Annotated in this window: 32 protein-coding genes and 2 tRNA genes; 16 read left to right on the top strand and 18 right to left on the bottom strand. The window is 45.3% G+C overall.

Features of this window, described 5'->3' with window-relative positions; all coding sequences use genetic code 11:
• The 3 genes from BUC01_RS25690 to BUC01_RS16275 all read left to right on the top strand — a co-directional run.
• Positions 1 to 258 (top strand): hypothetical protein (locus BUC01_RS25690; RefSeq protein ID WP_217653895.1); only part of this gene is annotated, 258 nt, incomplete at its 5' end.
• Positions 259 to 385: 127 nt separating this feature from the next.
• The gene (locus BUC01_RS16280) at positions 386 to 991 is read left to right on the top strand and encodes a phage virion morphogenesis protein (RefSeq protein ID WP_025830949.1); all 606 of its coding nucleotides are present in this window, start codon (positions 386 to 388) and stop codon (positions 989 to 991) included.
• Between the two features lie 24 nt (positions 992 to 1,015).
• Positions 1,016 to 1,483 (top strand): hypothetical protein, encoded by a 468-nt coding sequence (locus BUC01_RS16275; RefSeq protein ID WP_025830950.1) that lies wholly within the window; start codon positions 1,016 to 1,018, stop codon positions 1,481 to 1,483.
• Here the strand turns inward: BUC01_RS16275 and BUC01_RS16270 are convergent.
• Complete coding sequence (locus BUC01_RS16270) at positions 1,470 to 1,709, bottom strand: hypothetical protein (RefSeq protein ID WP_025830951.1); 240 nt, start codon at positions 1,707 to 1,709, stop codon at positions 1,470 to 1,472. The genes BUC01_RS16275 and BUC01_RS16270 overlap by 14 nt on opposite strands.
• Before the next feature lie 201 nt (positions 1,710 to 1,910).
• Here BUC01_RS16270 and BUC01_RS16265 point away from each other — a divergent pair, with 201 nt between their 5' ends.
• The 3 genes from BUC01_RS16265 to BUC01_RS16255 all read left to right on the top strand — a co-directional run bounded on the left by BUC01_RS16265 (position 1,911) and on the right by BUC01_RS16255 (position 3,799).
• Entirely contained in the window at positions 1,911 to 2,396 is a 486-nt protein-coding gene (locus tag BUC01_RS16265) for an HU family DNA-binding protein (protein ID WP_073314227.1), read from the top strand.
• Between the two features lie 120 nt (positions 2,397 to 2,516).
• Positions 2,517 to 2,747 (top strand): DUF4248 domain-containing protein, encoded by a 231-nt coding sequence (locus tag BUC01_RS16260; RefSeq protein ID WP_025830952.1) that lies wholly within the window; start codon positions 2,517 to 2,519, stop codon positions 2,745 to 2,747.
• A gap of 188 nt (positions 2,748 to 2,935) precedes the next feature.
• Positions 2,936 to 3,799, top strand: a complete 864-nt coding sequence (locus BUC01_RS16255) for a hypothetical protein (protein WP_073314225.1) — start codon at positions 2,936 to 2,938, stop codon at positions 3,797 to 3,799.
• Positions 3,800 to 4,166: 367 nt separating this feature from the next.
• Here the strand turns inward: BUC01_RS16255 and BUC01_RS16245 are convergent, their stop codons facing one another.
• The 14 genes from BUC01_RS16245 to BUC01_RS16180 form a co-directional block, all read right to left on the bottom strand.
• A complete protein-coding gene (locus BUC01_RS16245) occupies positions 4,167 to 5,111 on the bottom strand; it encodes a phage integrase SAM-like domain-containing protein (protein ID WP_051568742.1) in 945 nt (314 codons plus the stop codon).
• Positions 5,112 to 5,187: 76 nt separating this feature from the next.
• The gene (locus tag BUC01_RS16240; protein ID WP_025830955.1) at positions 5,188 to 5,454 is read right to left on the bottom strand and encodes a hypothetical protein; all 267 of its coding nucleotides are present in this window, start codon (positions 5,452 to 5,454) and stop codon (positions 5,188 to 5,190) included.
• Positions 5,451 to 5,708, bottom strand: coding sequence for a hypothetical protein (locus BUC01_RS16235; protein WP_025830956.1), 258 nt, complete (start codon positions 5,706 to 5,708; stop codon positions 5,451 to 5,453). Before BUC01_RS16235 ends, BUC01_RS16240 begins: the two co-directional genes overlap by 4 nt.
• 3 nt (positions 5,709 to 5,711) lie before the next feature.
• Positions 5,712 to 5,996 carry a hypothetical protein gene (locus BUC01_RS16230; protein WP_025830957.1) on the bottom strand — a complete coding sequence of 95 codons (285 nt, stop codon included), beginning with the start codon at positions 5,994 to 5,996 and terminating at the stop codon, positions 5,712 to 5,714.
• Positions 5,977 to 6,168, bottom strand: coding sequence for a hypothetical protein (locus BUC01_RS16225; protein WP_025830958.1), 192 nt, complete (start codon positions 6,166 to 6,168; stop codon positions 5,977 to 5,979). The genes BUC01_RS16230 and BUC01_RS16225 overlap by 20 nt, the downstream gene beginning before the upstream one ends.
• Positions 6,149 to 6,676 carry a host-nuclease inhibitor Gam family protein gene (locus BUC01_RS16220; protein WP_073314223.1) on the bottom strand — a complete coding sequence of 176 codons (528 nt, stop codon included), beginning with the start codon at positions 6,674 to 6,676 and terminating at the stop codon, positions 6,149 to 6,151. The genes BUC01_RS16225 and BUC01_RS16220 overlap by 20 nt, the downstream gene beginning before the upstream one ends.
• Positions 6,677 to 6,695: 19 nt before the next feature.
• Entirely contained in the window at positions 6,696 to 6,992 is a 297-nt protein-coding gene (locus BUC01_RS16215; protein WP_034524075.1) for a hypothetical protein, read from the bottom strand.
• A gap of 14 nt (positions 6,993 to 7,006) precedes the next feature.
• The gene (locus BUC01_RS16210) at positions 7,007 to 7,594 is read right to left on the bottom strand and encodes a helix-turn-helix domain-containing protein (RefSeq protein ID WP_073314229.1); all 588 of its coding nucleotides are present in this window, start codon (positions 7,592 to 7,594) and stop codon (positions 7,007 to 7,009) included.
• Positions 7,595 to 7,601: 7 nt separating this feature from the next.
• Positions 7,602 to 8,066 (bottom strand): hypothetical protein, encoded by a 465-nt coding sequence (locus BUC01_RS16205; RefSeq protein ID WP_025830960.1) that lies wholly within the window; start codon positions 8,064 to 8,066, stop codon positions 7,602 to 7,604.
• A 13-nt stretch (positions 8,067 to 8,079) separates the two neighbouring features.
• Complete coding sequence (locus tag BUC01_RS16200; protein ID WP_025830961.1) at positions 8,080 to 8,742, bottom strand: AAA family ATPase; 663 nt, start codon at positions 8,740 to 8,742, stop codon at positions 8,080 to 8,082.
• Positions 8,739 to 9,632 carry an AAA family ATPase gene (locus tag BUC01_RS16195; RefSeq protein WP_025830962.1) on the bottom strand — a complete coding sequence of 298 codons (894 nt, stop codon included), beginning with the start codon at positions 9,630 to 9,632 and terminating at the stop codon, positions 8,739 to 8,741. The genes BUC01_RS16200 and BUC01_RS16195 overlap by 4 nt, the downstream gene beginning before the upstream one ends.
• Positions 9,633 to 9,670: 38 nt before the next feature.
• On the bottom strand, positions 9,671 to 11,794 hold the full coding sequence (locus tag BUC01_RS16190; RefSeq protein WP_073314221.1) for a hypothetical protein: 2,124 nt from the start codon (positions 11,792 to 11,794) through the stop codon (positions 9,671 to 9,673).
• 118 nt (positions 11,795 to 11,912) lie between these two features.
• Entirely contained in the window at positions 11,913 to 12,098 is a 186-nt protein-coding gene (locus tag BUC01_RS16185; RefSeq protein WP_025830963.1) for a hypothetical protein, read from the bottom strand.
• A 13-nt stretch (positions 12,099 to 12,111) separates the two neighbouring features.
• Complete coding sequence (locus BUC01_RS16180; protein WP_025830964.1) at positions 12,112 to 12,318, bottom strand: hypothetical protein; 207 nt, start codon at positions 12,316 to 12,318, stop codon at positions 12,112 to 12,114.
• A 105-nt stretch (positions 12,319 to 12,423) separates the two neighbouring features.
• Here BUC01_RS16180 and BUC01_RS25535 point away from each other — a divergent pair, with 105 nt between their 5' ends.
• A complete protein-coding gene (locus BUC01_RS25535; protein ID WP_159106492.1) occupies positions 12,424 to 12,594 on the top strand; it encodes a hypothetical protein in 171 nt (56 codons plus the stop codon).
• A 150-nt stretch (positions 12,595 to 12,744) separates the two neighbouring features.
• On the opposite strand, the gene BUC01_RS25900 is transcribed toward BUC01_RS25535, so the two are convergent.
• Both BUC01_RS25900 and BUC01_RS16170 read right to left on the bottom strand, forming a co-directional pair.
• On the bottom strand, positions 12,745 to 13,170 hold the full coding sequence (locus tag BUC01_RS25900) for a hypothetical protein (protein WP_243462343.1): 426 nt from the start codon (positions 13,168 to 13,170) through the stop codon (positions 12,745 to 12,747).
• Positions 13,171 to 13,180: 10 nt separating this feature from the next.
• Entirely contained in the window at positions 13,181 to 13,456 is a 276-nt protein-coding gene (locus BUC01_RS16170) for a hypothetical protein (protein ID WP_025830966.1), read from the bottom strand.
• A gap of 80 nt (positions 13,457 to 13,536) precedes the next feature.
• On the opposite strand from BUC01_RS16170, the gene BUC01_RS16165 reads away from it, so the two are divergent.
• Both BUC01_RS16165 and BUC01_RS16160 read left to right on the top strand, forming a co-directional pair.
• The gene (locus BUC01_RS16165) at positions 13,537 to 14,097 is read left to right on the top strand and encodes a hypothetical protein (RefSeq protein WP_025830967.1); all 561 of its coding nucleotides are present in this window, start codon (positions 13,537 to 13,539) and stop codon (positions 14,095 to 14,097) included.
• A 78-nt stretch (positions 14,098 to 14,175) separates the two neighbouring features.
• On the top strand, positions 14,176 to 15,135 hold the full coding sequence (locus BUC01_RS16160; RefSeq protein ID WP_025830968.1) for a hypothetical protein: 960 nt from the start codon (positions 14,176 to 14,178) through the stop codon (positions 15,133 to 15,135).
• Between the two features lie 320 nt (positions 15,136 to 15,455).
• On the opposite strand, the gene BUC01_RS16155 is transcribed toward BUC01_RS16160, so the two are convergent.
• Positions 15,456 to 15,528, bottom strand: a tRNA-Met gene (locus tag BUC01_RS16155).
• A 472-nt stretch (positions 15,529 to 16,000) separates the two neighbouring features.
• Between BUC01_RS16155 and BUC01_RS16150 the strand changes: the two genes are divergently transcribed.
• From BUC01_RS16150 to BUC01_RS16115, 7 genes are all read left to right on the top strand, one after another.
• A complete protein-coding gene (locus tag BUC01_RS16150; RefSeq protein ID WP_025830969.1) occupies positions 16,001 to 16,210 on the top strand; it encodes a hypothetical protein in 210 nt (69 codons plus the stop codon).
• 623 nt (positions 16,211 to 16,833) lie between these two features.
• Complete coding sequence (sppA, locus tag BUC01_RS16145) at positions 16,834 to 18,603, top strand: signal peptide peptidase SppA (RefSeq protein ID WP_073314219.1); 1,770 nt, start codon at positions 16,834 to 16,836, stop codon at positions 18,601 to 18,603.
• Positions 18,604 to 18,615: 12 nt separating this feature from the next.
• On the top strand, positions 18,616 to 19,719 hold the full coding sequence (gene lpxK / locus BUC01_RS16140; protein ID WP_025830970.1) for a tetraacyldisaccharide 4'-kinase: 1,104 nt from the start codon (positions 18,616 to 18,618) through the stop codon (positions 19,717 to 19,719).
• The gene (locus BUC01_RS16135) at positions 19,676 to 20,485 is read left to right on the top strand and encodes a purine-nucleoside phosphorylase (protein WP_073314217.1); all 810 of its coding nucleotides are present in this window, start codon (positions 19,676 to 19,678) and stop codon (positions 20,483 to 20,485) included. The genes lpxK and BUC01_RS16135 overlap by 44 nt, the downstream gene beginning before the upstream one ends.
• 2 nt (positions 20,486 to 20,487) lie before the next feature.
• Entirely contained in the window at positions 20,488 to 21,561 is a 1,074-nt protein-coding gene (gene thiL / locus BUC01_RS16130) for a thiamine-phosphate kinase (RefSeq protein ID WP_025830971.1), read from the top strand.
• A 141-nt stretch (positions 21,562 to 21,702) separates the two neighbouring features.
• A tRNA-Phe gene (locus tag BUC01_RS16125) sits at positions 21,703 to 21,778 on the top strand.
• A 474-nt stretch (positions 21,779 to 22,252) separates the two neighbouring features.
• Complete coding sequence (locus tag BUC01_RS16115; RefSeq protein ID WP_025830972.1) at positions 22,253 to 23,488, top strand: site-specific integrase; 1,236 nt, start codon at positions 22,253 to 22,255, stop codon at positions 23,486 to 23,488.
• The last annotated feature ends 27 nt before the right edge of the window (positions 23,489 to 23,515 follow it).

Below are 23,515 nucleotides of genomic sequence, written 5' to 3'. Positions count from 1 at the left end.
GAATTCATTGGATTGTTGTTGTTTAAATATAACCGCAAAGATAATTCACTTTCGCTTATTAACATAACATACCCACAGGGTTTTCGGACTGACCCGAAATATGCACGGAAAGCAGTTCGCCAACAGGGGGCGGAGATGGCGTTGTTCCAATTCGACGAATGGAACGATGATTTCCGAAAACAGCTGCTGATTCTGAAGAAAGAAGGCATAAAAGCCAAATACTTTATTACAGGTGAAAATGAAGTACATTCTCTATAAAAACATCGTCCCGGCCATTGCGGGTCGGGACGGATTTGGTACGAGCCGCCCGAAGCGTGACACGTCCCTGTTCTCATTGCTGAGACATGATACAAAGATACGTTTAATTCTTTAAATAACAAGCATTATGCCCCAAAATTCAAGCATGACCGGCGAACTTGAACAAAAGCTCAAACGATTCATCAAGCTGACGTTGAAAGATATCAGTGTAAAGCTGGGCGATGAGTTCGACCGGAACTTCGAGCGGGAAGCATTCTTCAATGAGAAGTGGGCGCGCCGGAAGTTCAACGATGATGAAAGCCGCGGTCTGCTATCCCGCGAAGGAACCTTGCGCCGCACCATCAAGAAAGAAGCATCCGTCACCGACCATAGCGTCGTCTTCACCAGCAGCGTTCCATACGCTGCCATACATAACGAAGGCGGCACCATCACCGTCACCCGCAAGATGAAGAAATACTTCTGGTACCGCTACCTGCTCATCATGGGCAGCAAGCGCAGCCGCCCGGACAAACCGAAGTTCACCGAAAAGCTGCAACGCAAAAAGAGTGGCGAACTGCGTGACAACCAGAAGAACCGGGAACTGACCGAAGAAGCCAAGTTCTGCAAAATCATGGCCTTGAAAAAGGTAGGCAGCAAAATAGTCATCCCTAAGCGCCAGTTCATCGGCATGCATCCCGAGGTGGAACGCATCATCCGTGAAATAGCGGATGCCAATCGACAGACAGTTTTTTAATTATCAATTCTTAATCTGCATAAAATGAGACGTTTTCTTTATCTCAGCCTCATTGACCGGCTGAAACAAATGACAGACAAGACCGGAGAACCGGTTATCAAGACGTTCGACCTTTGGAACGAACAAGTGGAATTCATCGAACAGGAAGAAGTGTTCGACACGCCCGCCATCTTCATCGAGTTCATGCCCGTGAAGTGGAACACGCTGGGTGCCGGTACACAGCGCGCCGATGCCACCATCCGCCTGCACATCATCACCCCCTGGGACGGAAGCACCCGCGACGGCAGCCAATTCCAGCAGCAAAGCCTCGAACGCTTCGACCTGCTGGATCGCATAGACCGCCACCTGTTCAACCTGACAGGCAGCAACAGACAGACGGAATTCAACATGTTCCGGCGCACAGGCAGCAGTACCAACCACAACCATGAGGAACTGGTGGAAGATATCAGCGATTATACATGCATGGTGATGGATAACATCAGAAAAGAGTAAGTTGTGCCCGCATCTCTTCCTGCTTGCGGATGATCCGCGGGTCGGCACTGGCATTGATGATATTGTAGAAAGTCTTTTCGCAGATGTGGTATTTCGGCCAGATATAGCGGCGCAGGATTTCACGGTTGCTAAGGCCGCTGCGTGCATGTTCGTCGTAGATGCGTACAACGTCTTCCACACGGAAGGCATAACTGCACCCGACTATTTTTGTCCGATTCTTCTTCATACGTTGGCAAGAAATGAAAAAATGAATAATGAAAATCCCTGAAAACCTTGTTACAAAGGTAACCATAATAACATATTAATACAACTAAACCCGCATAAAAGCATGTTCTACCACACCGGATAACCCGTCTTCACCACCTTTGCACCGTCTTTTTCGCGAAACGACACGGATTTAATTATTAATTCTTAATTTGACGAAGTTATGGTAAACTATTCCCTTGCTCACATGAGCACCAAACCGGGCGTTGAGAATGCCCCCAAGAAGTATTACGCCAAAGCCCAGGCCAACGGCGAAATCACCATGGACGAGATAGCCGAGGACATCTCATACGCCACTTCTCTCACGGACGGTGACGTGCTGAACGCCCTTCGCGCCCTTATCCAGCAAATCAACAAGAATCTGGCGGCAGGAAAGATCGTCCGCCTGGAGAACTTCGGAACCTTCCAGATACAGTTATGCTCGGAAGGGGCCGAAACGGAAAAGAAATTCACCAGCGCCAACATCACCGGCGCTTCCATCCAGTTCCGTCCCGGCAGGCCTATCAAGGCGGCAACCCGTGCGGGTGATGGCGGGCTGACGTTTCACCGTGTAGCAAAGAAAGGAGAAGCGGCGTTGCCCGATGGTCCGGACGGTAACGGCGGCAGCGGTTCCGGCGGAGGCGGATTAGACGAAAATCCGTTGGGCTGACAAATTACCTATAAGTAATCAGTCCTCTACCCAGTAGTAGTGAATAAACCACCCGGTAGTAGTTATAAAATTACTACCGGGTAATTTTTTGACCCATTTTAAAAGAAAGGAAAACGCACAATGAATGAAGAAAAGAAACATCCCGGTGGCATTTACCTGAGCGACCTTGCACAAAAGTACTTTCCGGGCAGTACGCCACGGAGTGCGGTGAGCCAACTACATCGCTGGATTGTGCTGAATACGGAACTGACCAGACGTTTGGAAGAACTTTATTATAAGCCGCGGCAAAGAGCGTTGACACCACTGCAACATGAGGCGATGATTGAATGCCTGGGGGAGCCGGGGGAATGAAATCGTTTTCTAATGTCGGGAAGACGATAAAAGAGAGTCACTGTAAACTTTGCAACGACTCTCTTTTTATCTTAATTACTCTATTTTATTTTCAATAGTGTACACCGAGCTTATTGGTTTTAATTAGTATTCCTATAATAATGGCACACTTTTTGTTCATACTTCACTATAACATATAAAAAAGTATTATGAAAACATTTGAGAACATTATCAACATTCCACTCCTAATTAGGAGGTTAAATCAAGGTACTAAAGTCATTCGGGTAAGACCACACAAAATGATTAATCAAATTTTTAAATATAAAAAAGATGTGTCATACCCACCGTCTGAATTTGCAGGCTTAATGAGAGCTAATTTTGAAAAGCAACCAATGTTTTATGGGGCAATTTTTTCTGAAGACCCCAAAGACAAAGATATCCCAAGAATGACATGTCTTCTTGAAACATGCAAAGAGATTAAAGATGATTCATTTATTGGGAAAAAAGATTTCACATATTCTTTGTGGGTTAACAAAAGGCCTATAAATCTTTTTGTTATTCCTGTCTTTGACAGTTATAGTAATCCCCCTATAGACTTTGTTTGGTATTTTGAAATGTGGGAGAAATTAATTAGTGAATTTAAGCTTAGCGAAGATATTGTTTCTGAATTGAAAGAACTATCCCGAAAATTCTCATTTATTGCAAAAAATGAAGAAGAGGAAAGAGAATGTTATACTTATACAGCAACTTTCACTAAGGCACTATTAGATGCTCATCCAGAAATAGATGGAATAATGTATCCAAGTGTAAAGTTGATTGAAGAGGGTATGGGAATTAATGTTGCACTACGTCCAGAAGTTATTGATATTGCTTTTGAACTTAAAGGAAGTAGCATTTGTCGATACTTTAAACAAAGTAAAGAGCAACAAACCATATTGAATTACAAGACTGCCCATATAGCACCAAATGGTAAGCTTCGTTATAGAATGGTTGGTGATTACTTTAGAGGTTTAGATTATATAGACAATGTGGATCCAAGTCATAAAATAAAGGAACTCGAATTCAAATATTAAGGAACTCTATATATTCGAAGGGAGGGCTATCCTTCCCTTCTTCTACATCCTATCCCTTCCTTCTTAGTTATTCTTTAAACCCTAATAAATTACTATACTTATCCAATATCTCGGATAGCCTTTCTGGGTCTACTTCACTCATATCTCTCAGCAAACAGATATCACAAGAGCAATCGTAGAATAGCTCACGAATTTCTGACATAAAGCGGAGACACTCAAAACGTTGCTCATTTGCCTGGTTATTCGTTAAGAGCCTCATGATGGGGGAACGTCTTTTTAATTGCCGGATTCCTACCGGCCCATCCGTTATTGGCTCGTTTCTATCTTATTATGAGCCTCCCCCGAATAACCGGGGAAGGCCCGGTTATTACTTTCTAAAATACATATCTCCACTTATGGCTCGTGCCATGTCATCACCCGTCAAACGGATATAGCGGAAGAAATTCTGTTCTGTCCGATGACCCGTCAATTTCATGATTTCCAGTGTCCTCATGCGTCCAGTGAGATACATATTAGTTGCGGCACTTCTACGAGCCGTATGGCTACTGATAAGTTCCCATTTCTCACGGGTGACGGTTTGTAATTTTCCGCCTTTGGTAAATGAGTAAGTAACCTTATCATTCAGCCCGATCTCCCGCATGATTACCTTCAGGTACTTATTAAAATACTGAATACACAAGCCACAAGGAATGCTACCGTTGTACTTCGCAAAGATTTCCTTTACGTAATCATGTGCCGGAATCTTCACATCAACATTCGTCTTTTTCGTCCGTTTGATGATATAATCACCCTGATAGTTATCTTTCGTCAGTGTGGAGTAATCAGAATAACGAAGAGCAGTGAGACACCCTACCACAAACAAATCACGGATGCGCTCTTTAGCCCTGCGTTTATCTTGTTTCTCGAACTTATAATAATAAATGCGCGTAATCTCATTCATGCTGAGGAATACGGCTGAGGTTTCCTCCAGCCGGATGTCAATCCCTTCATAAGAAGGGTCTACCGCATAATTATACTGACTTGCTTTTCGTACCATAGACTGAATTTTTAAGATGTAACCTACGATTGTATTATGTCGTAATCCGCATTCTTCGAGATAGACAATGAAATCATCCAGAAACTCCTCAGTGATCGAGTTAGTGAAGATACAGCAATCATACTCTTCTGAAAAGCGGTTGATGTGCCTGATGACAGCATCATAAACGGCGGGATATTGTGCAGACTTGCGTCTGGATTTCTTTTCGACTACCTCACGGATAAAGTCCGCGAAATAAACGCCTTCGAGCGGTTTGCTCTGCCTGAAATGATTGATATAGTCCTTTCTTGGCTTGGCCGCAAGGACCGGAGATAAAACTGCTAATGTTGTTTTGGCTTTTCATATTTAAAGGTTAAAACAAAAACACATCCTCCACCGTCAGCGGTTTCTTCGTCCCTTGCTCATACATCCGGGCATTCAGCCGTTCGCAAAGCATATAGACAAAGGAACCAGCATCGGCATTGTTCATCTTGACCAGTATGGCAGTCAGCCTTTCCGTATTGGCACCCATTTGCAGGAACTTGCATGGCTTTCCGTATTGCGTCCAATAGTATTGCACTTGCCCCAGATAACTGTCCTCCACCTGTATTATCAAGTCTTTAGGTTCACGGTATATCATGGCTTATCCTCCTTGAAATAGGACTTAACTTCACCATCCGGTACCCAATCCACTGTCACGATTCCTTTCACTTTCCCAGTACCGCCACATTTCGGACAAGGCGTTTTCACGCGCTCATTGACAATATCAGGGTCAATGAAATATCCCGTGCCTTGACAATAACCACAACCGTATCCGGTGAAATAACCGACCGTTTCCTTTCCTGTTCCGAAAAGGGGTGCCGTGAGGAGCACCCCGTTCTGTTTCTCGCTCATACACTATTCAATATAATAAGTCTGTACCAACTGATGATTCCTATAGATATGCAGCACTGTCCTGCCTTCGTCCGTACGAATTTCTGTTTTCACCTTCTCCGCGCGGATATTGCCGAGCGAACGTTGTGCCGCTATCTCCGCATTGACGAAGGCTTGCAGGTTCTGGAAGTCCCGTTCACTGCCTTGCAGGTTCATGCGCCCCGTGGCAGCGGCTACCGACTGCTGCACATTCAACAGCCACTGAGGCTTATCATTCGGAATGATTGAACTATACTTTATCTGTGCCATTCTTCTTTAATTTATAATTACCTTTCCTTACCTCGCTTTTCGCGTCCTCCCGGCAGAGATACGTCCCGATATGCTTTCCGGTGGAACCGGTGGTGTCCCGCTTCATGAGGTACACCGCCCAGCATCTGCCTTTCGGCCGGTACTCATACCACTCATCCGGCTGCCGGAGCATCGTTTTCCTTTTTAGGTTCAACAAAAAAAGTCTCATCCTGCACCACCTGCACGCCAATCTTCGGGAAGTATTCCGCCACTTCGGGCAGTTCGCGATCCGCCAGTAGCTTGTCCTTCGCCAGTTCTTCCGATGTGCGGATATACGAAGGGAGAAGCTCTTTGCAGAGGTTCGTCACCGCCGCCCAGGTAAAACCCTTCAAGTTCTTCAACTTCGGGGTTCCGGTGCGGAAACCAAACACGCCATGGGCGCTCTCCACGCTTTTTTTCTTGGAGAATAGCTCGTCCTTGTTCTCCACCGCATAGGCCTGCACAATCTCGAAAGCCGCTTCTTTCCGGGCGTTCTGTTCCGCCAACTGGTCAGCATACTTCTCGCGGATGCGGGTCATCTCGATGTCCATCTTGGACGTAAGGTTCTGTACTTTGGCGTCGGCCGCCGCAAAGTCTGCGAATGCCTGTTCTGCCTGTTCGCGGCTGATGCCGCTGACTACTGTTTTCTTAGTTCTTGCCATAATTCCTTTTTTTATTGGGTTAATAGTTAATTTTCTCTCTTCTTTCCCTGTTCAGCTTGCGCCGCTTCTCCTTATTTTCCGGCGACTTTTTCGGTTTTTCCAGCGCCTCCAGTTCCTCATCCAAGCGGTCGTAACGTATTTGTTCTGCCCGGTAGGCATCCAGCAGGCGGTCATATTCGGAAGGCTTCAGTTTATCGGTGCCATTTATCAGGCGTTCCTGAAGGTCGCAGATGCGGTCGGCACTGGCTTCCAGTCGTCCGGCAAGTTCCTGAAGGCGGTCGGAGTTGTCCGGGGTTTTGCGGATATAGTCTCTCATAGTTCTTCCTCCTTTCATTTCAAGCTACGGAAGTTCTGCACTTTGGGGCTACTTTCCAGTTCACTCTTACTATAGTACACCCGCCCCGCCTTTCGATAACCGGTGATAAATCCCTTGCGTTGCCAGGAGTTCAGCGTCTCGCGGCTGCAACCGACCCATTTTGTAGTCTCTTCCTGGCTGATGAAGTCTGCCCGGTTCGTGTCCGGCTTCTTCTGGTATTCGGCACGTTGGCGGCGCTCCTTGCAAAGTTCGTCCACAAGTCCTTCCAGCAGGTTCACCCGCCGCATCAACGCCTGATACTCCTGATAGGATACCGTCTGCCGCTCCTTCTTCTGCGCAGGTACAAGTTCCACCGGATATTTTTCTGCATCAGGTATCAATTCTTCCAGTTCCAACCCGCCTGCGGCAAAGCGTGCAGCGTCACGCAAGGCATAAAAGAACTTGTCATCCTTCTTGTCTTCACCGGCGGACACCACGAATTCTTTAAAGAGCTGCGTTTCCGTGCGTCTCTGTTCCAGTACTTCCGCCTGGGCCACACTGATCCGGTCGCCCTTCTTGCGGAGAATGGCTGCCGCACGGTTGATTTCTTCTTGCTTTCTCATGATCTGATTATTTTTTTGTTTTTCGTTCTTCACGTCTCATAAAGGCCTCCAGTTGCTTCTTCGTCTCCTGGAGTTCCCAGAGTACCATTCGTGTCACATCCTTGCGGGCTTTGGTATATTTCCTTGCCCAAACATTGAGTTTCGCCACGTTCATCTGGTATTCCTCTTCGTTGGCACTGGTGAAACCTTGGTTTAGCTGAGGTATCAGGAATGAAAGGCGGTAGATGTCGCGGAACACCATTTGCGCTTCCTTGCGTTGAAGTTCGCGAGCTTTGTCATCCATCGGGTTCAGCTTCCCCAGCAGTTGCTGGGCTTCACGTATCGTCAACTCCTTGCTGCTCTGTGTCCGCCCACCGGTGAAAGAATAGATGCAACCGTGGCGGGCATCAGCATCCATACGGAGCGTGTGGAAGGTGGCGTGCAGGGCTTTGAGTTGCTGCGAGGTAATAGGCTTATCTTTCGTTGTTCTCATTGCTAATCAATCACTAAACATTATTCATATCCTCTCCGCGGAATTTAGCCGCCTCCTCCGGCCAGATATCATAGTATCCCTTCGGTCCGATAAACCGTCCCTTGGAAAATGCCCGATACCCCTCAACGTATATCTTCAGCGAAGCATCAAACGCTACTTTCTTCGCACTACGACCGTCCGGATTCTTACCGCTGGCATGGCTGATGAAGATAAGCAACTTGTTGCGGTGCTGTTCCTTGAACCTGATATACTGCGCATAGGTCATCTGCGTATATTGGAAACTGTCTATCACCACGAAATCGGGAGCTTTCTGGCGTTTCAGCCGCAGGCTTAACTGATCCAGTGGCTCCGCATCCAACAACAGGAAGCGCCGGTTCACTTCCTGCATATTGAAACGCTTCAACGTGTTCTGCATCGTCAGGCAGGCACCCTCTTCCAAACTGTCATAGGCCACGCGCCCGAAACGGCACAACTCCTTGCAAAGTTGCATTACGAAAGAGGTTTTCCCGTTTCCGGTGTTGCCCCACACCATCCACACACCCCGGCGTTCCGGTGTGCCGAAGGCATCGTACCACGCACCTTCAAAAGCCAGCGTCTCGAACTTCATGCTCAGCAGTTCCCGCACCCCTTTAGCGTTGCGCTGGAAAGTCTTTGCATCATTCACTGTCTCGTTCATGCCTGTTCTCCTTTCATCCGCTGGGCTTCTTGGATACGCTTGCAGGCATGCACCACGCGCTTCACACGGCGAAGGTCATACTCGCCCTGGGCAGCCTCACGCTGAACACGCTTTATCTCTGCAAGATCGGTCAAGCCGTTCGCCTGGCAGATGGCATAAATATCCTGTTCCGTGGCTACATTTACATCGAAAAATTTGCGACCTATGCGGCTGTTAATCTCCTTATATCCCTTCTTGTTATAACGCAAGCCATTCTCCACACGGCGTTTGATATAATCGGTGGAAAGGAATACAATACCGGACTTGTTTTCCAGCCTATTGTAAATAGAGATGAAGTAGCTGAACACGCTATCGGTCAATTTATCGCCTTCATCAAAGATGATGAGCGGGTTCTGAAGGAAGGCAATCATAGAGATGGCATACTCCAAGATATCCCGCAGGTTCGTCCCGTCCACCGGTGCGCCTACCTGCTTGGCTATCTCACGCACGAAGTCGCTTTTCTTCATGTCCTCGGAGCAAAGGATATAGAAGACATTGCGGTGCGTGCGGCGGTATTCGATGGCGGCGGTGGTCTTACCACAACCTGCATCGCCCACTATCCAGGTAGTATTCTTGTATGCCTGCGCATCTGTCATGTAGAAAGTGATCCGCTTGAAGGCATCGCTGTCCGTCAGCGTCCAGCGTTCCAGGCTGTAGCCGATTTGTGCGGCTATGCGGCTGAACATGTCGTCGCTGATACTGGTGTACTTGGAGTTGCAAATCTGCGATACCGTGGCGGCACTCACACCGTTCAGGCTCTCGCTGGCGCGGTTCTGCGAGGGGTAGTTGCTGCAATACTCCATCAGGGCATCCCGAATGGCATCCTTGTCTTGTTTACTTAGTTCTTTCATTGTTTTTGAAGGGTATTTAATTGATTATTGAATACTGATTAATTGGTGCCGAAGAAGGATTGGTACATCTCCACATCGGTCATGCCGGAAGCCTGTTTGGTATATTCGCCAACAGAAGCAAGCCCGGCAGGCTCTTCTTCCGGTTCGTCCCTGTAGGTTCCCGGTCCCACACCTTCGGGATACTGCACCGGGGCGGTCAGTTCTTCATTGGCATATTCTTCACGCTGGCGATCCATGCTCTTCTGGGATTCACCTACCGGAATAGGCATCACAAGTTTCGTATAAGCTTCGCTCATGCACTCTTCGAGTAGAAGTTCTTCACAGGCGATGTAATGTCCGACGAGGGCACGCTTGTTGGCGTGTATCTGGGCGAAAAGCCTGCTGCTTTCTTCTTCCGTCCGGTCTGCCGTGGCACGATGGATGACAACCTTCGGCGTGGCGGTGGCGGCATATTTCAACGCGCCCTTGGCACCTACTTCCCACAGTTCCACGGCAGTCATATCTTTTGGATCGTAGCGGTAACGGAAACTGTTGCCGATGTTCTGCATGTGGAAGTTCATGTCTACCAGCCCGTCTTCACCGTATACCATGTAGCGGTATTCCTGCTTGTTGCGCTCGAAGATGAAGCCGTGCTTGTTGTACTTCACGCTGTCCTTGCTCAGGAGCATGAAGAGTTCCTGCACCCCGAAGTCATCCAACGGCTCAGCGTTCGGACTGCTGAGTGTGGTATACATCTCCATACGGGTCATGCCTGTTTCAGAAGTGGGGTGCAACATCTCGTTCCATTCTTGGCGACATGCCAGATATTGTTCTTTCATCTCTTCCAGAGTGGGAAGCTGGGCGATGTTCTTCATGATCAAGTCCACGTTGACGTGGCTGTTTTCTTTTGTTGCGGTGATATTCTGTCCGGTGTAGTTATAGAGCTTGTGCATCACCTGCATCTGGAAGCGTCCGAAAGCGCTTTCGATGGTTTTGGACTGGCCGTTGTGCGGCATGGTGGTTTTGTGCAGGTGACAGATTCTCTTAAAGAAGTATTGCGCTTCCGGCTTCTTGTGTCCACCCTGGTTATCGGTCACAATTTCGTAAGGTTTCACCTTCCATGTTTCCAGTGCCATGCGGTAGGCATCATACTGGGTGAGGAAATTTTCAGCACCGAAAGAATATCCCAAGAAGACTTCCGTACAAGCGTCCATCACCTCGTACACGTCAATGGTGCGTGCCACCATGCGCTTTTGCTTCTTGTCGTACTCTTTATAATAGAGGTTCAGCTTCGTACCGTCACCATACCACAACGTATTCGGCATATCAGGAAGCTTGGTGTCGAACTGGGGCATGAACTCGTTCTTGAAAGCAATTTCACCATGTACGACGCCATACCACCACAGCTTGATGCTCGTTTTATACAGGTAGTTGATGACCGTCTGGGGAGATGCGATCGGTTTCAACTTATCTTCTTCACGGGTGGCGCGTGCGTTCCGCTCCTCTACAATGCGGTTGAACTCCTCGAATATCTGCATGTCGGTATATACCGGGAACTTGCTCCGCTTCAGCTTCAGCAACAGGCGACCTTCCATCGGTCCCACCTTGCGAGCGGACTGGTTGCCCGAATTGCCGTTGACGAGCACCGCATAGCCGTACTTCTTGTAAGCGGCATACTTTTCCATCAGGCGGGCTTTCGGAAGTGTGTGCCGGTATCGCTCGCGCAGGTTTTCGCACAGGGCAATGACTTTTTCGCGTATTTCCTTGTTGTTCTGAAATCCGCACTTGCCCTGCGCGTCGCGCATGCTCACCTCCAACGCTACCATCGCATTCAGCACCTTGACATTCAGGACGTATTCCGTCTGGCGGTCCAGTGATATCTTCGGAGTATACTTTTTGTAGAATTCAACAGCTTTGCTGTCGCTTTTTAATCGGTGGTCCATGGGATTGATTTGTTGTTTTTTGATTTTGTCTTTAGCGCCGGGATTCTTGGTGTCAATTTCAGTGCGAATTTTGTCAGGCAATTTATCGTAGATAATAAGCACTTTCCTGCCATTACCGCCCCGTTGCATGAAACTGAACTTTTCTTCACGAACATACCTTTTATAATTAGCTTTGCTCATGACCCCACTTCCTACAAGGTCGTCAAACGTCACACATAGTGTCTTCCCAAACATTTCCATAATCAGAAACTTTATCTTATTCAACTTGTACAGGCCCCGGCATCAAACCGGGAAGCCATCCACTTCCTCCACCAAGAGCTAATTACCTGAGGAAGTTCCGGACCTGCTATAGCAACTTTTACACTGCTTCCGTGTCTTTCTTATCCGGTGTAAACATGGATATCGCCACCACACACGCCAACGCCACTATCACAAATGCACTCCGTGCATCCGCATCCGTCGCGTCCACGTTACTACCCAGCCAAAGCCCGTAAATCATGCCTACGGCAATGGCTATTTTTTGAATTCGTCTCCAAGTTTTCATATACGCATTAAGTTTAAGAGTTCTTTAAAATCAGTACATCAAGGTCGCAGAACGAATTAATCTTATGAGGCAGCACAACCGGTTCCTGGTCATCCTCATCATAATCAATGTCTATGCACACCGTGTCGTTTTCAGCACTCAGCAAGGCATTGTGCTTTTCCATCAGTTCCCGCAAATCCAGCAGGAACGCCGTTTCATTTTCTGTCAATTTCCTGTCCATATCACTTTAATCTTTAATTCTTAATTGAAAAATCTACCCCTATTCATCCCGAACCGGGATAGTTTCGCTACATTTGTAGCATGTCTAACTAAAATTTATATAATCATGAATGATCAAGACTTAAAGCGTCTCATGGCTCAAAATTTTCTTATCTACAAAAAATTAGTTGAAATTCAAGACAAGGTAAAAGGGAAAACGGTATTTCACGCCGATAACTTGCTTGTAAAAGAGTTCAATGATGAAGTAGATAAGATTATGAGGACACTCAATGTGTAAAGTATTCTCCGCTCCATCCCTTAGGCGGATAGAAACAACTCTTCTTATACAATAGGATGCCAAACACACGGCATTCTATTGTTGAACTGGTTATATAACCATCTACATTCGAACTGGTCTTAAATGTAATTTTTATCATATCTATATCATTTATAAGGTTACTACTTTCTCATACGGATTCTCCGCCTCTTCAAACAACTTCCCGCCATGATTCAGCGCCCATGCACGAATTTCATTAGCCAGTTTTGACTGAGTTCTATAGTTCAAGGCATCCCATATAGCGATATTTGAAACAGAAAACTTCTTGGCCATCTCCTTTTTGACACTTGTGGAGACTTTCACCATTCTATGTCCAAAATCCTTGTTAGATATTATTCTTTCTCTGTATCTATACAATCCCATAGAGGTTAGGTGATACGCAATGGTTCCCGAAGAACGCAAGCATCTCCAGCCATTCCTTATTGCATTATCATTATAGATAGGCAGCATTTGAGCGAAAGGCATTTCCGGATTATCTTGATACAGTTTACGGATAAACTGTAACCCGGCTCTATTCATTTTACTACATCCCGGCATAATGATGAATTTATAAGGTTACTGTATCATTAGCTATCACCGCCTTCACATTCCCCTTAGCATCCAGCACCTTCACCTGCCGTTTCAGCTCATCAGTCACATCAATAATCTGTACCAATGACCCGCCATTGATTAAGGCTGCCTCTCTGATTTTACAAGCCTGCACGCTATTCCGCTTGTACAGTAGTGCCTGACTTACATTCTGAACTGTCACATCGAATGTCTTAGCAAGCTTTGCCTTACCGGCTGCACCCAGTTCAATCTTCTGTCTGATTTTCTTTTCCATATCTAAATACTGATTAAAATTATTCTTATCTTTGGAGCTGTTTCATTTGAACACACTGCAAACTTACAGAATATTCTGATATGAACAAAGAAAAAGAAAACAAAAATGCAGAAATTTCTGCAAGAATAGCAGAAATCCTGCAATATACAGGTGACACGCGCAATGGTTTCGCTGTAAAGCTTGGATATGAGCGCGCCCAGACAGTCTATGATGTCATGAACATGAAGTCCGCACCAAGCTATGATTTCTTTCGGCGCTTCTCGTTATCAGAATATTCTGATACAATAGACTTAAAGTGGCTACTATCTGGTGAAGGTTCTATGCTCCGTAAGGATATTCCGACACCCAATGAACCCGTATCAGCACCCTCTGACGCTATAGCTATGCGCCTCATGGATAAACTGGATCAGAAGGATGCCGAAAACAAGCACCTCCAGTCTGAACTCCGTACCCTGACCGCAGAACTTGCCGCCATGAAAGCCCAGCACTCTCAATCTCAGAATAAGGAGTCTGACCATCACATGAAGATAAACGAAGTCATCGAGAATTTTACCTCCGACTCATCTGGCGACTATGGCGAAGGCTACCCACTCACGAAAAAGCCTACTTCCTCAAAGAAATTATCGGCTGGGAAAATGTAATCGTATTGCTAATCAAACTACTTAGCAATACATAGAATTCAAACGACAATTAACAACCCTTTAAATAAGAAATAAGGTATGAGACTAATAGATATAAAGCGTAGTATAAACATCGCCTATGAAAATTTTCATCCTAAATTCAGTTCCAATAATACCAACAACACTTACTACATTGATGATATCCAAAAGGTAAAAGTTGCCATTAGAGAGTTAGACCATATTGGCTTTTTGCATATTAAAGACAGTAACGATGATTTATTGGCTCAAATAAATGCAAGTATAACCAATCGTTTTATATTAAATGGTACTCAAAATGAAGCTTACAAAACTTTATTCGACAAGCTGAGTTATAGTATTGTTATGCTTCATCAATGGATCAACAATTATGTTACAACAGAAGAAACAGAAACGACTATTAATATAAAACTTCCACAAATTGATAATTTGAAAGATTTTGCAGCTGCTGGAAATACTATAAAAAAAGCTCTTTCCCGTGTTATTCCAGAAGTTGGAGGAGAAGTAAGAGTAAAGCAATTCGACCATGGCTCTTATTGGTTAATAATTGATGTTGGAGTAATAGAAGCTGTCCTTATGATTGGTGGATTAGTAAGTACCGCTTTTGTCATACTAAAAAAAGTGTTGGGAGTTGTAGAATCTTTTAAAACAATTCAATCATTAGATTTGGATTGCCAAATCAAAAAGATAACGATAAAAGAATTGGAAGAGAAAACCATAAAGAAAGAAGCTTTGGAAAAAGCTGCAGAATTGAATAATAAATATTTCGAAAAGAAAAACCAAGAAGATAGTCAAACCGATATCAATGAACGCATTGATAGACTAAGCACGTCATTATCAGAATTAATAAAGTTATTAAAAGCTGGTGGTGAGATACATCCATCTTTAATTGCTACCCAAGAAACAGAAAATCTTTATCCAAGATTTGAAGATAAATCTCTACCATTTACACCAATTGGTCTACTGACAACTGAAAATTATAATGGAGAAATAAATGAAGAACAAGAGGGAGATGCTGAATAATATAATAGGATATATAATAAATAGAAACAAGCGTAATATATCAAAACACAATCTTATAGTTACCTTAAATACATCCGGCAAAAATAGCATAACTCCTTTAGTATTAACCTTAATGTTTCTTATTCTGGCAAATATAAGTAACATCAGGACGTTGACTTTTAATATATAATCTGTCATAAACTTGCAATTAAGCTCCCGGTACAATCACCGGGAGCATTTTCCATCAACAATCAATCAATAACCTTAAATCTCCGTACGTTTTATCCCTCAGTCGGAGTCCTGATCAGCGGGAACGTTACCAACACCTTCAATAAACTTTGTGGCAGGAACAAGGCTCGAACTTGTGACCTCATGGGTATGAACCATGCGAGCTACCTACTGCTCTATCCTGCGATATTTAGCGACGCACACACGTTTACGTCGCTAAAATACCACTTATTACGCTAATAGATACTACAAATCAACCACTTATGCAAGCTTTGCAATATCAACACTTCTAAAAACTACTATACTATCCCCCTATAAATAGTTATTAAAACGCCGCAAAACATTATCTCAAAAGAAACATCACATCCAAAACACGCAAAAAAACAGGGTCAAAAAGTATCCCCAACTTTTATAAAGGTAAACTATATAGACATAAAAGTATCCCCAACTTAATATCCCCAACAGTATCCCCAACTCATATTTAACACTTCCCCACTTCGCAGACCACCATTAAAAATTTCTCTATTTACTAATTTCGGATCATCCAAACAAGGAGGCTATTTAAACGCTCTAAACAGTACATATTTTTAGCCCAAATACTTCTATATAATTATTATTCGGAATATCTTTGCATTAGAAACTTCTAAATACTAACAATATGACCAAGATCATCCATGTACACCTCATTTTCGAGAAGAAAGACTATTATTTCGGTAGCATCAGTGCCATTTATACCGTTCTAAACGCGGCTCAAATAGGCATAAAACAAAGCTCACTACTCCATGCCGGTTTATACGATGGTGGCGTCAAGATAACCCGTAGAGCCATTATCAAACAATCCCACCTTATTCGTAGTACTCAGGAGTAGATTCTATGCCCTACAAAGAAAAAAGGCTGAATTGCGCCTCAAAAAGCATCAATTCAGCCCTCATTTTATTTAAATGTAACTTATAACTGTTTAGAACCCTTTTATATTCCGTTTACTGTAACTCTTATGTAACCCAAAAGACACGAATCGTTTTGATATCCTTCATACTGTGTAATTCGCTTCAATCTCCCTATACATCGGCGTTCCAGCCTCATTCAGACCTTCCATACTTTACATACAAAGTGTTTTACCCCCCTTAGTTTTGATAGATTAAACCGAATTTGTAACATAGAAAATCCGGATTTAAAAAGAATAGGGGATAAAAGAAGAAAATCGAATTCGCAAGATAAAAAAAAGGTTTCTTCAGAGTCTCGAGACTAATAGTTCACAGGGCCTGTCAAACTAATCGGAACAGGTTTGGCTAAAACGGCCGACACGGGGTTTGCCTATTGCGTTATAGCGGATTCGCTCGCGGATTTCAATACATCTTTATTCCTTATACTAATTTTCTATTTAGAAAGTGTGACTAAAATAAAAAGCTTGCGACAGATAGGGTAAATATCAACTCAATTATTTATCTTTGTTAGCTTTTATAAGTTAGCATACAAAAAACAATAAATGCAATGAAAGATTTTTTTAAATTTACGCTGGCCACCATTACCGGTATAATAGTGTCAAGCGTCGTGTTGTTTTTCGTCAGTATTCTGATAGTATTTGGTATGCTGTCCTCATCAGAGTCTGAAACTCAGGTACGTAAGAACTCGGTGATGATGCTCGACCTGAGAGGCATGCTCTCCGAACGCAGTCAGGACAATCCGTTCGACATTTTCCTGAGCGAAGATGAAACAACATACGGGTTGGATGACATCCTTTCGTCTATCCAAAAGGCTAAAGAGAATGAAAACATCAAGGGTATTTACCTGCAAGCCGGAACCCTGGGCATAGGTTTCGCCTCACTGGAAGAGATTCGCAAAGCATTGGCCGACTTCAAGACCAGCGGTAAGTTCGTAGTAGCTTACGGCGACCAATATACACAGCGTCTTTACTATCTGGCAAGTGTGGCCGACAAAGTGCTGTTGAATCCTCAAGGCTCAGTCGGCTGGTACGGTCTGGCTTCCACTCCGATTTTCTACAAAGATTTGCTGGACAAAATCGGTGTTGAGATGCAGGTATTCAAAGTAGGTACTTACAAATCAGCAGTTGAGCCGTTCATCTCCACAGAAATGAGCCCTGCCAACCGTGAACAGGTGAGTGTATTCCTGAATGGTATCTGGGACCAGATGTTGAGCGATGTTTCCGAATCAAGAGGCGTGAGCAAAGAAAAACTGAATGAAGCTGCAGACAAGATGCTGATGTTCTATCCGGCAGAAGATTGTCTGGAGTACGGACTTACCGATACATTAGTATATAAGAATGATGTGCGCAATTATCTGAAGACCATGGTCGGCATTGATGAGGATGACCGCATGCCGGTACTGACCCTGAAAGATATGATAAACGTGAAAAAGAATGTTCCGAAGGACAAGAGCGGAAATATCGTTGCCGTGTATTATGCATACGGAGCCATCGACGGTGGAAGTTCCCGCGCTGGTAGCGAAGAAGGAATCAATTCCGATAAAGTAATCCGCGACTTGCGTAAGTTGAAAGATGATGAAGATGTGAAAGCCGTAGTGCTGCGCGTGAACTCTCCGGGTGGTAGTGCTTACGGTTCGGAACAAATCTGGTATGCAGTGACTGAGTTGAAGAAAGAAAAGCCTGTGATTGTTTCAATGGGTGACTATGCTGCTTCAGGCGGTTACTACATCTCTTGTAATGCGGACAGCATCGTGGCTGACCCGACAACACTGACAGGTTCTATCGGTATCTTCGGTATGTTCCCCAACGTGAAGGGGTTGACGGATAAGATCGGTCTTTCATTCGATGCAGTCAAGACAAATACGTATGCTGACTTCGGCATGATGGGACGTCCGCTGAACGACGGTGAAAAGGCTTTGATGCAGAATATGGTGAACGAGGGTTACGAACTGTTCGTGAAACGCTGTGCTGAGGGTCGTGGTATGACAACGGATGAAATCAAGAAAATAGCCGAAGGCCGTGTATGGACAGGTGCCAAAGCCAAAGAACTGGGCTTGGTGGACGAACTGGGCGGACTGGACAAAGCGCTGGAAATGGCCATCGGAAAAGCCGGACTGGAAGCATACACCGTGATGTCTTATCCGGGCAAGAAGAGTTTCTTTGAAACGCTGATGGATACGAATCCGGGTGGATATATCCAATCACGTATGCTGAAAGGCAAAGTCAGCGAAATCTATAACCAGTTCAACTGGCTGAACAATTTCGAGAATTACGATAAGATTCAGGCACGCGTTCCGTTTGAGTTGAACATCAATTAAAGAAAGGAGTGGATGGAAGAACCGCTTGTTAAGATACACTATTGGCTATACCCCGTCTCGTGGCTTTACGGGATAGGGGTATACCTGCGAAACAAACTCTTTGATTGGGGATATTACCGGTCAAAGAGTTTTGACGTACCTGTGGTATGCGTCGGAAACCTTGCCGTGGGCGGTACGGGCAAGACGCCACACACGGAGTATCTTATCAAGTTGTTACAACAAACGGGAGCGCACGTAGCCATGCTGAGCCGGGGTTACAAACGGAAAAGCAAAGGATACGTGCTGGCTACGGACGAAACAGACGTAAAGCGCATCGGCGACGAGCCTTATCAGATAAAAACAAAATTTCCCGATATACGGGTGGCTGTGGACGAGAATCGTTGCCACGGCATAGAACAGTTGATGAAACTGGAAAATCCCAAAGTGGATGTGGTGTTACTGGATGATGCCTTTCAGCACCGGCATGTAAAAGCGGGGCTGAACATATTGCTGACGGATTTCCACAGACTGTTTTCAGACGACACACTGCTTCCGGCAGGGCATCTGCGTGAACCGGAAGACGGCAAGAACCGGGCACATATCGTAATCGTGACAAAATGCCCGGAGGACATCAAACCGATAGACTTCAATATCATCACGAAAAGACTGAAACTGTATCCGTATCAGCAACTTTATTTTTCATCGTTCAGGTATGGTGCACTAACCTCGCTCTTCGGAGAGAAACGGCGGGCACTTGCTTCGCTCAGAAAAGACGAACGGGTATTGCTGGTGACGGGAATTGCCTCGCCTGCCACATTGGTGGAGAAACTGAAAGTACATACCCCCCACGTGGATTTATACCAGTTTGACGACCATCACGATTTCAGCCATAAAGACCTGCAATTGATAAAGGAACGCTTCGAATACCTGGAAGGAGAAAAGAAGCTGATTGTCACCACAGAGAAGGATGCGACAAGGCTGCAACACCATCCGGCACTGACCGAAGCGTTGAAACCGTACTTGTACGTTTTGCCGATAGAGATAGAATTCTTACAAAATCAACAACATATATTTAACCAAAATATTATTGGCTATGTTAGAGCTCATTCAAGAAACAGCGGCTTACCTGAAAGGTAGGATGCACACACAACCAGAGACAGCGATTATCCTCGGAACCGGTTTAGGCAGTCTTGCCACTGAAATCACCGAGAAGTACGAAATAAGGTATGAGGAAATACCGAACTTCCCCGTATCGACGGTAGAAGGACACAGCGGAAAGCTGATATTCGGCAAGCTGGGTAACAAGGATATCATGGCAATGCAAGGCCGTTTCCATTACTATGAAGGTTACTCGATGAAGGAAGTGACATTCCCCGTACGTGTGATGCGTGAGTTGGGCATCAAGACCCTGTTCGTTTCCAATGCGAGCGGCGGCACAAACCCGGATTTTGAAATCGGCGACCTGATGATTATTACAGACCATATCAATTACTTCCCCGAACATCCGTTGCGCGGCAAGAATATTCCGTACGGACCACGTTTCCCGGATATGAGTGAGGCATACAATAAGGAAATGATTCGTAAGGCTGATGCAATTGCCGCGGAAAAGGGTATCAAAGTGCAACATGGTGTATACGTCGGCACACAAGGCCCGACGTTTGAGACGCCGGCTGAATATAAATTGTTCCATATCTTCGGTGCGGATGCAGTGGGTATGTCTACAGTGCCGGAAGTGATTGTTGCGAACCATTGTGGAATCAAAGTGTTTGGTATCTCTGTAATCACCGACCTCGGTGTGGAAGGCAAGATCGTGGAAGTGACGCACGAAGAAGTGCAGAAAGCTGCCGACGCCGCCCAGCCGAAAATGACGGAGATTATGAGAGAATTGATAAACAGAGCGTAATCATGAGAACAGAAATAGCAAGCCTCGGTGAATTCGGCCTCATCCGCCGCCTCACCGAAGGCATTGAACTGAAAAATGAATCGAGCCGGTATGGTGTGGGCGATGATGCCGCCGTACTCTCCTACCCTGCCGAAAAGCAAGTGCTGATTACCACTGACTTGCTGATGGAAGGTGTACATTTCGATTTAGTCTATGTCCCGCTGAAACATTTGGGCTATAAAGCTACCATCGTGAACTTCTCCGATATCTATGCCATGAACGGCACGCCGAAGCAGATAACGGTTTCCCTGGCCCTTTCCAAACGTTTCTCTGTAGAAGATATAGAGGAGTTGTATGCCGGTATCCGTCTGGCATGCGAGGAATATGATGTGGACATCGTAGGTGGAGATACTTCGTCTTCTCTTACGGGACTGGCAATCAGTATCACTTGTATCGGCGAAGCAGACAAAGATAAAGTAGTTTACCGAAATGGTGCCAAAGAGACGGATCTGGTTTGTGTGACCGGTGACTTGGGTGCCGCGTACATGGGATTACAATTATTAGAGCGCGAGAAGATTGCTCTCAAAGGCAATACCGATTTACAGCCTGATTTTTCCGGCAAAGAATATCTTCTGGAACGCCAATTGAAACCGGAGGCTCGTCGTGACATTATTGAAAAGCTGGCAGAAGAGGGCATCCAACCCACTTCCATGATGGACATTTCCGATGGTTTATCTTCTGAATTGTTGCATATCTGTACGCAAAGCAAAGTGGGTTGCCGTGTCTACGAGGAGCATATCCCCATTGATTATCAGACGGCTGTCATGGCTGAAGAGTTTAATATGAATCTGACTACTTGTGCTCTGAATGGTGGTGAGGACTACGAATTGTTGTTCACCGTTCCCATTGCCGACCATGAGAAGGTTTCAGAAATGGAAGGGGTAAAACTAATCGGGCATATCACCAAACCGGAGTTAGGTTGTGCGTTAATTACCCGCGACGGTCAGGAGTTTGAACTGAAAGCACAAGGCTGGAATCCACTGAAAGGAGAAACATCCGAAGAAGAAAAAGCAGACGAAAACGGAGAAACTGAGTAGAAATCGACTTTTTCTCTCTTTTTAGAGAAAATATAAACGCTGATAATTAGCCACATAGGCATTTATCAGCGTTTTTTATTCCCAAAGCTCTTGCATAGTCCAAAACTTTCACTACCTTTGCAACCGCAAAAGAGAAAACATGGTGCCATAGCTCAGTTGGTAGAGCAAAGGACTGAAAATCCTTGTGTCCCCGGTTCGATTCCTGGTGGCACCACCAAAGCAAAGTACATAGTTGCTTCTAACGCATGAAAACCCTTGAATTAGAGATAGTTCAAGGGTTCTTTTTTTACCCTCGCTACGCATTTCATTACATATTTGTGAAGTTGGATTTCGCCAATTCAGTGGCTTTTTTTAAGGCTTTTGAAAAAGCCATAAATATGCATCATACTTCATTGTTTTTCAACTATTTGACAATTTTAATCTCCGGTGTGAAAAAGTAATTTTGCACACATGACCGGATGGAGTTAGAAATGTGAAAGAAATTTAAAAATTCGGTATTTCCCATCGGGATAAAAAAAGGAATCGAACCCGGGATACAAAAGGCAATTCGAACCTGATAAAAATGGGATTTTTATGGCTATTCCACAAGTCCCTCAAAAAAGCCACCGAATTTAACATTTCGTTTCACGTCCTCATGCCATCCGGTTTTGACGAAACAATTGGATGTAACACCTCTAAAAAAACAAAAGTGATGAAACAAGGAACAATGAACATTCTTTTTTTCGTGCTCAAAACGAAATTGTTGAAAAACGGTGAGGCCCCCGTACTGATGCGGATAACCATCAACGGGAGCTACGACGATGCCCGTATCCAAAGAAGCGTGCCTCTGAACTTATGGAATGCGGCCAAAGGATGCAGCAAGGGCAGGGACAGGGCATCCATCGCATTGAATACCTATATTGCGGAGTTACACGCACGTGCCCTTGAGAAACACAAGGAACTGGTATTGGAACAGGCCCTGATTACCCCGAAACTGATCCTGAAACGTGTTTTCGGGAAAGACACCGAAATGCGTACATTGCTCGGTTCCATGCAGGATGGCATCAAGGAAATGGAAACACTGGCAGGCATAGACTACTCTCCCGTTACGATCAACCGGTACAAGAACGTGGTGAAGAAATTGCAGCGGCTTATCCCCTCTTATTACGGCAAGGAGGATATCACCTTCCATGAGCTGACACCGGAGTTCATCCGCGCGTTTGACATTTACCTGAAAACGGAGGGGGGACTGTGCCGTAACACGATAGTCCGCTACATGAAATGTTTCAAGAAATTCACCAACATGGCATTGGCAAAGGAATGGATGCGCAAGAATCCCTTTTACGGTTACAAGATGGAACAGGACGAGACCGATCCGGTATTCCTGACCTACGACGAGTTGCAGGCCGTCATGAAAAAGAAATTCACCATCCCACGGCTCGAGCTGGTCAGGGACATATTTGTCTTCGCGTGCTTCACTGGTCTGGCGTTCTCCGATGTCGCCACTCTGAGTGGTGAAAACCTGGTACAGGACAATCTCGGTGACTGGTGGATAAGGAAGGGAAGGGTCAAGTTGGAACACCGCAGAAAAGCGTCTTCCATCAGCAACATCCCGCTGCTGCCCGTTCCACTGGCCATATTGGAGAAATACAGGGAACATCCGATCTGCGTAAAGAAAGGATGCTGCCTGCCTGTCATGTGCAACCAGAAAATGAACAGCTACCTCAAGGAAATCGCCGATTTCTGCGGCATAAAGAAAAATCTGACCACGCACGTTGCCAGGCACACTTTCGGGACCACCGTCACGCTCGCCAACAATGTACCCTTGCAGGACGTGTCCGTCATGCTCGGACATGCTTCCACACGCATGACGCAGCATTATGCGCGGGTCATGAACAGCAGCCTGAAAGAGGCGATGAACAATGTGAAGGAACGTCTGGAATGGTAAATATGCAACCGGCCCGTCATTGAAGGT

This window comes from Bacteroides stercorirosoris (assembly GCF_900142015.1).
Taxonomy (GTDB): domain Bacteria; phylum Bacteroidota; class Bacteroidia; order Bacteroidales; family Bacteroidaceae; genus Bacteroides; species Bacteroides stercorirosoris.
The sequence above is the reverse complement of the archived record's forward strand: the minus strand, read 5'-3'. Positions and strand labels throughout refer to the sequence as shown.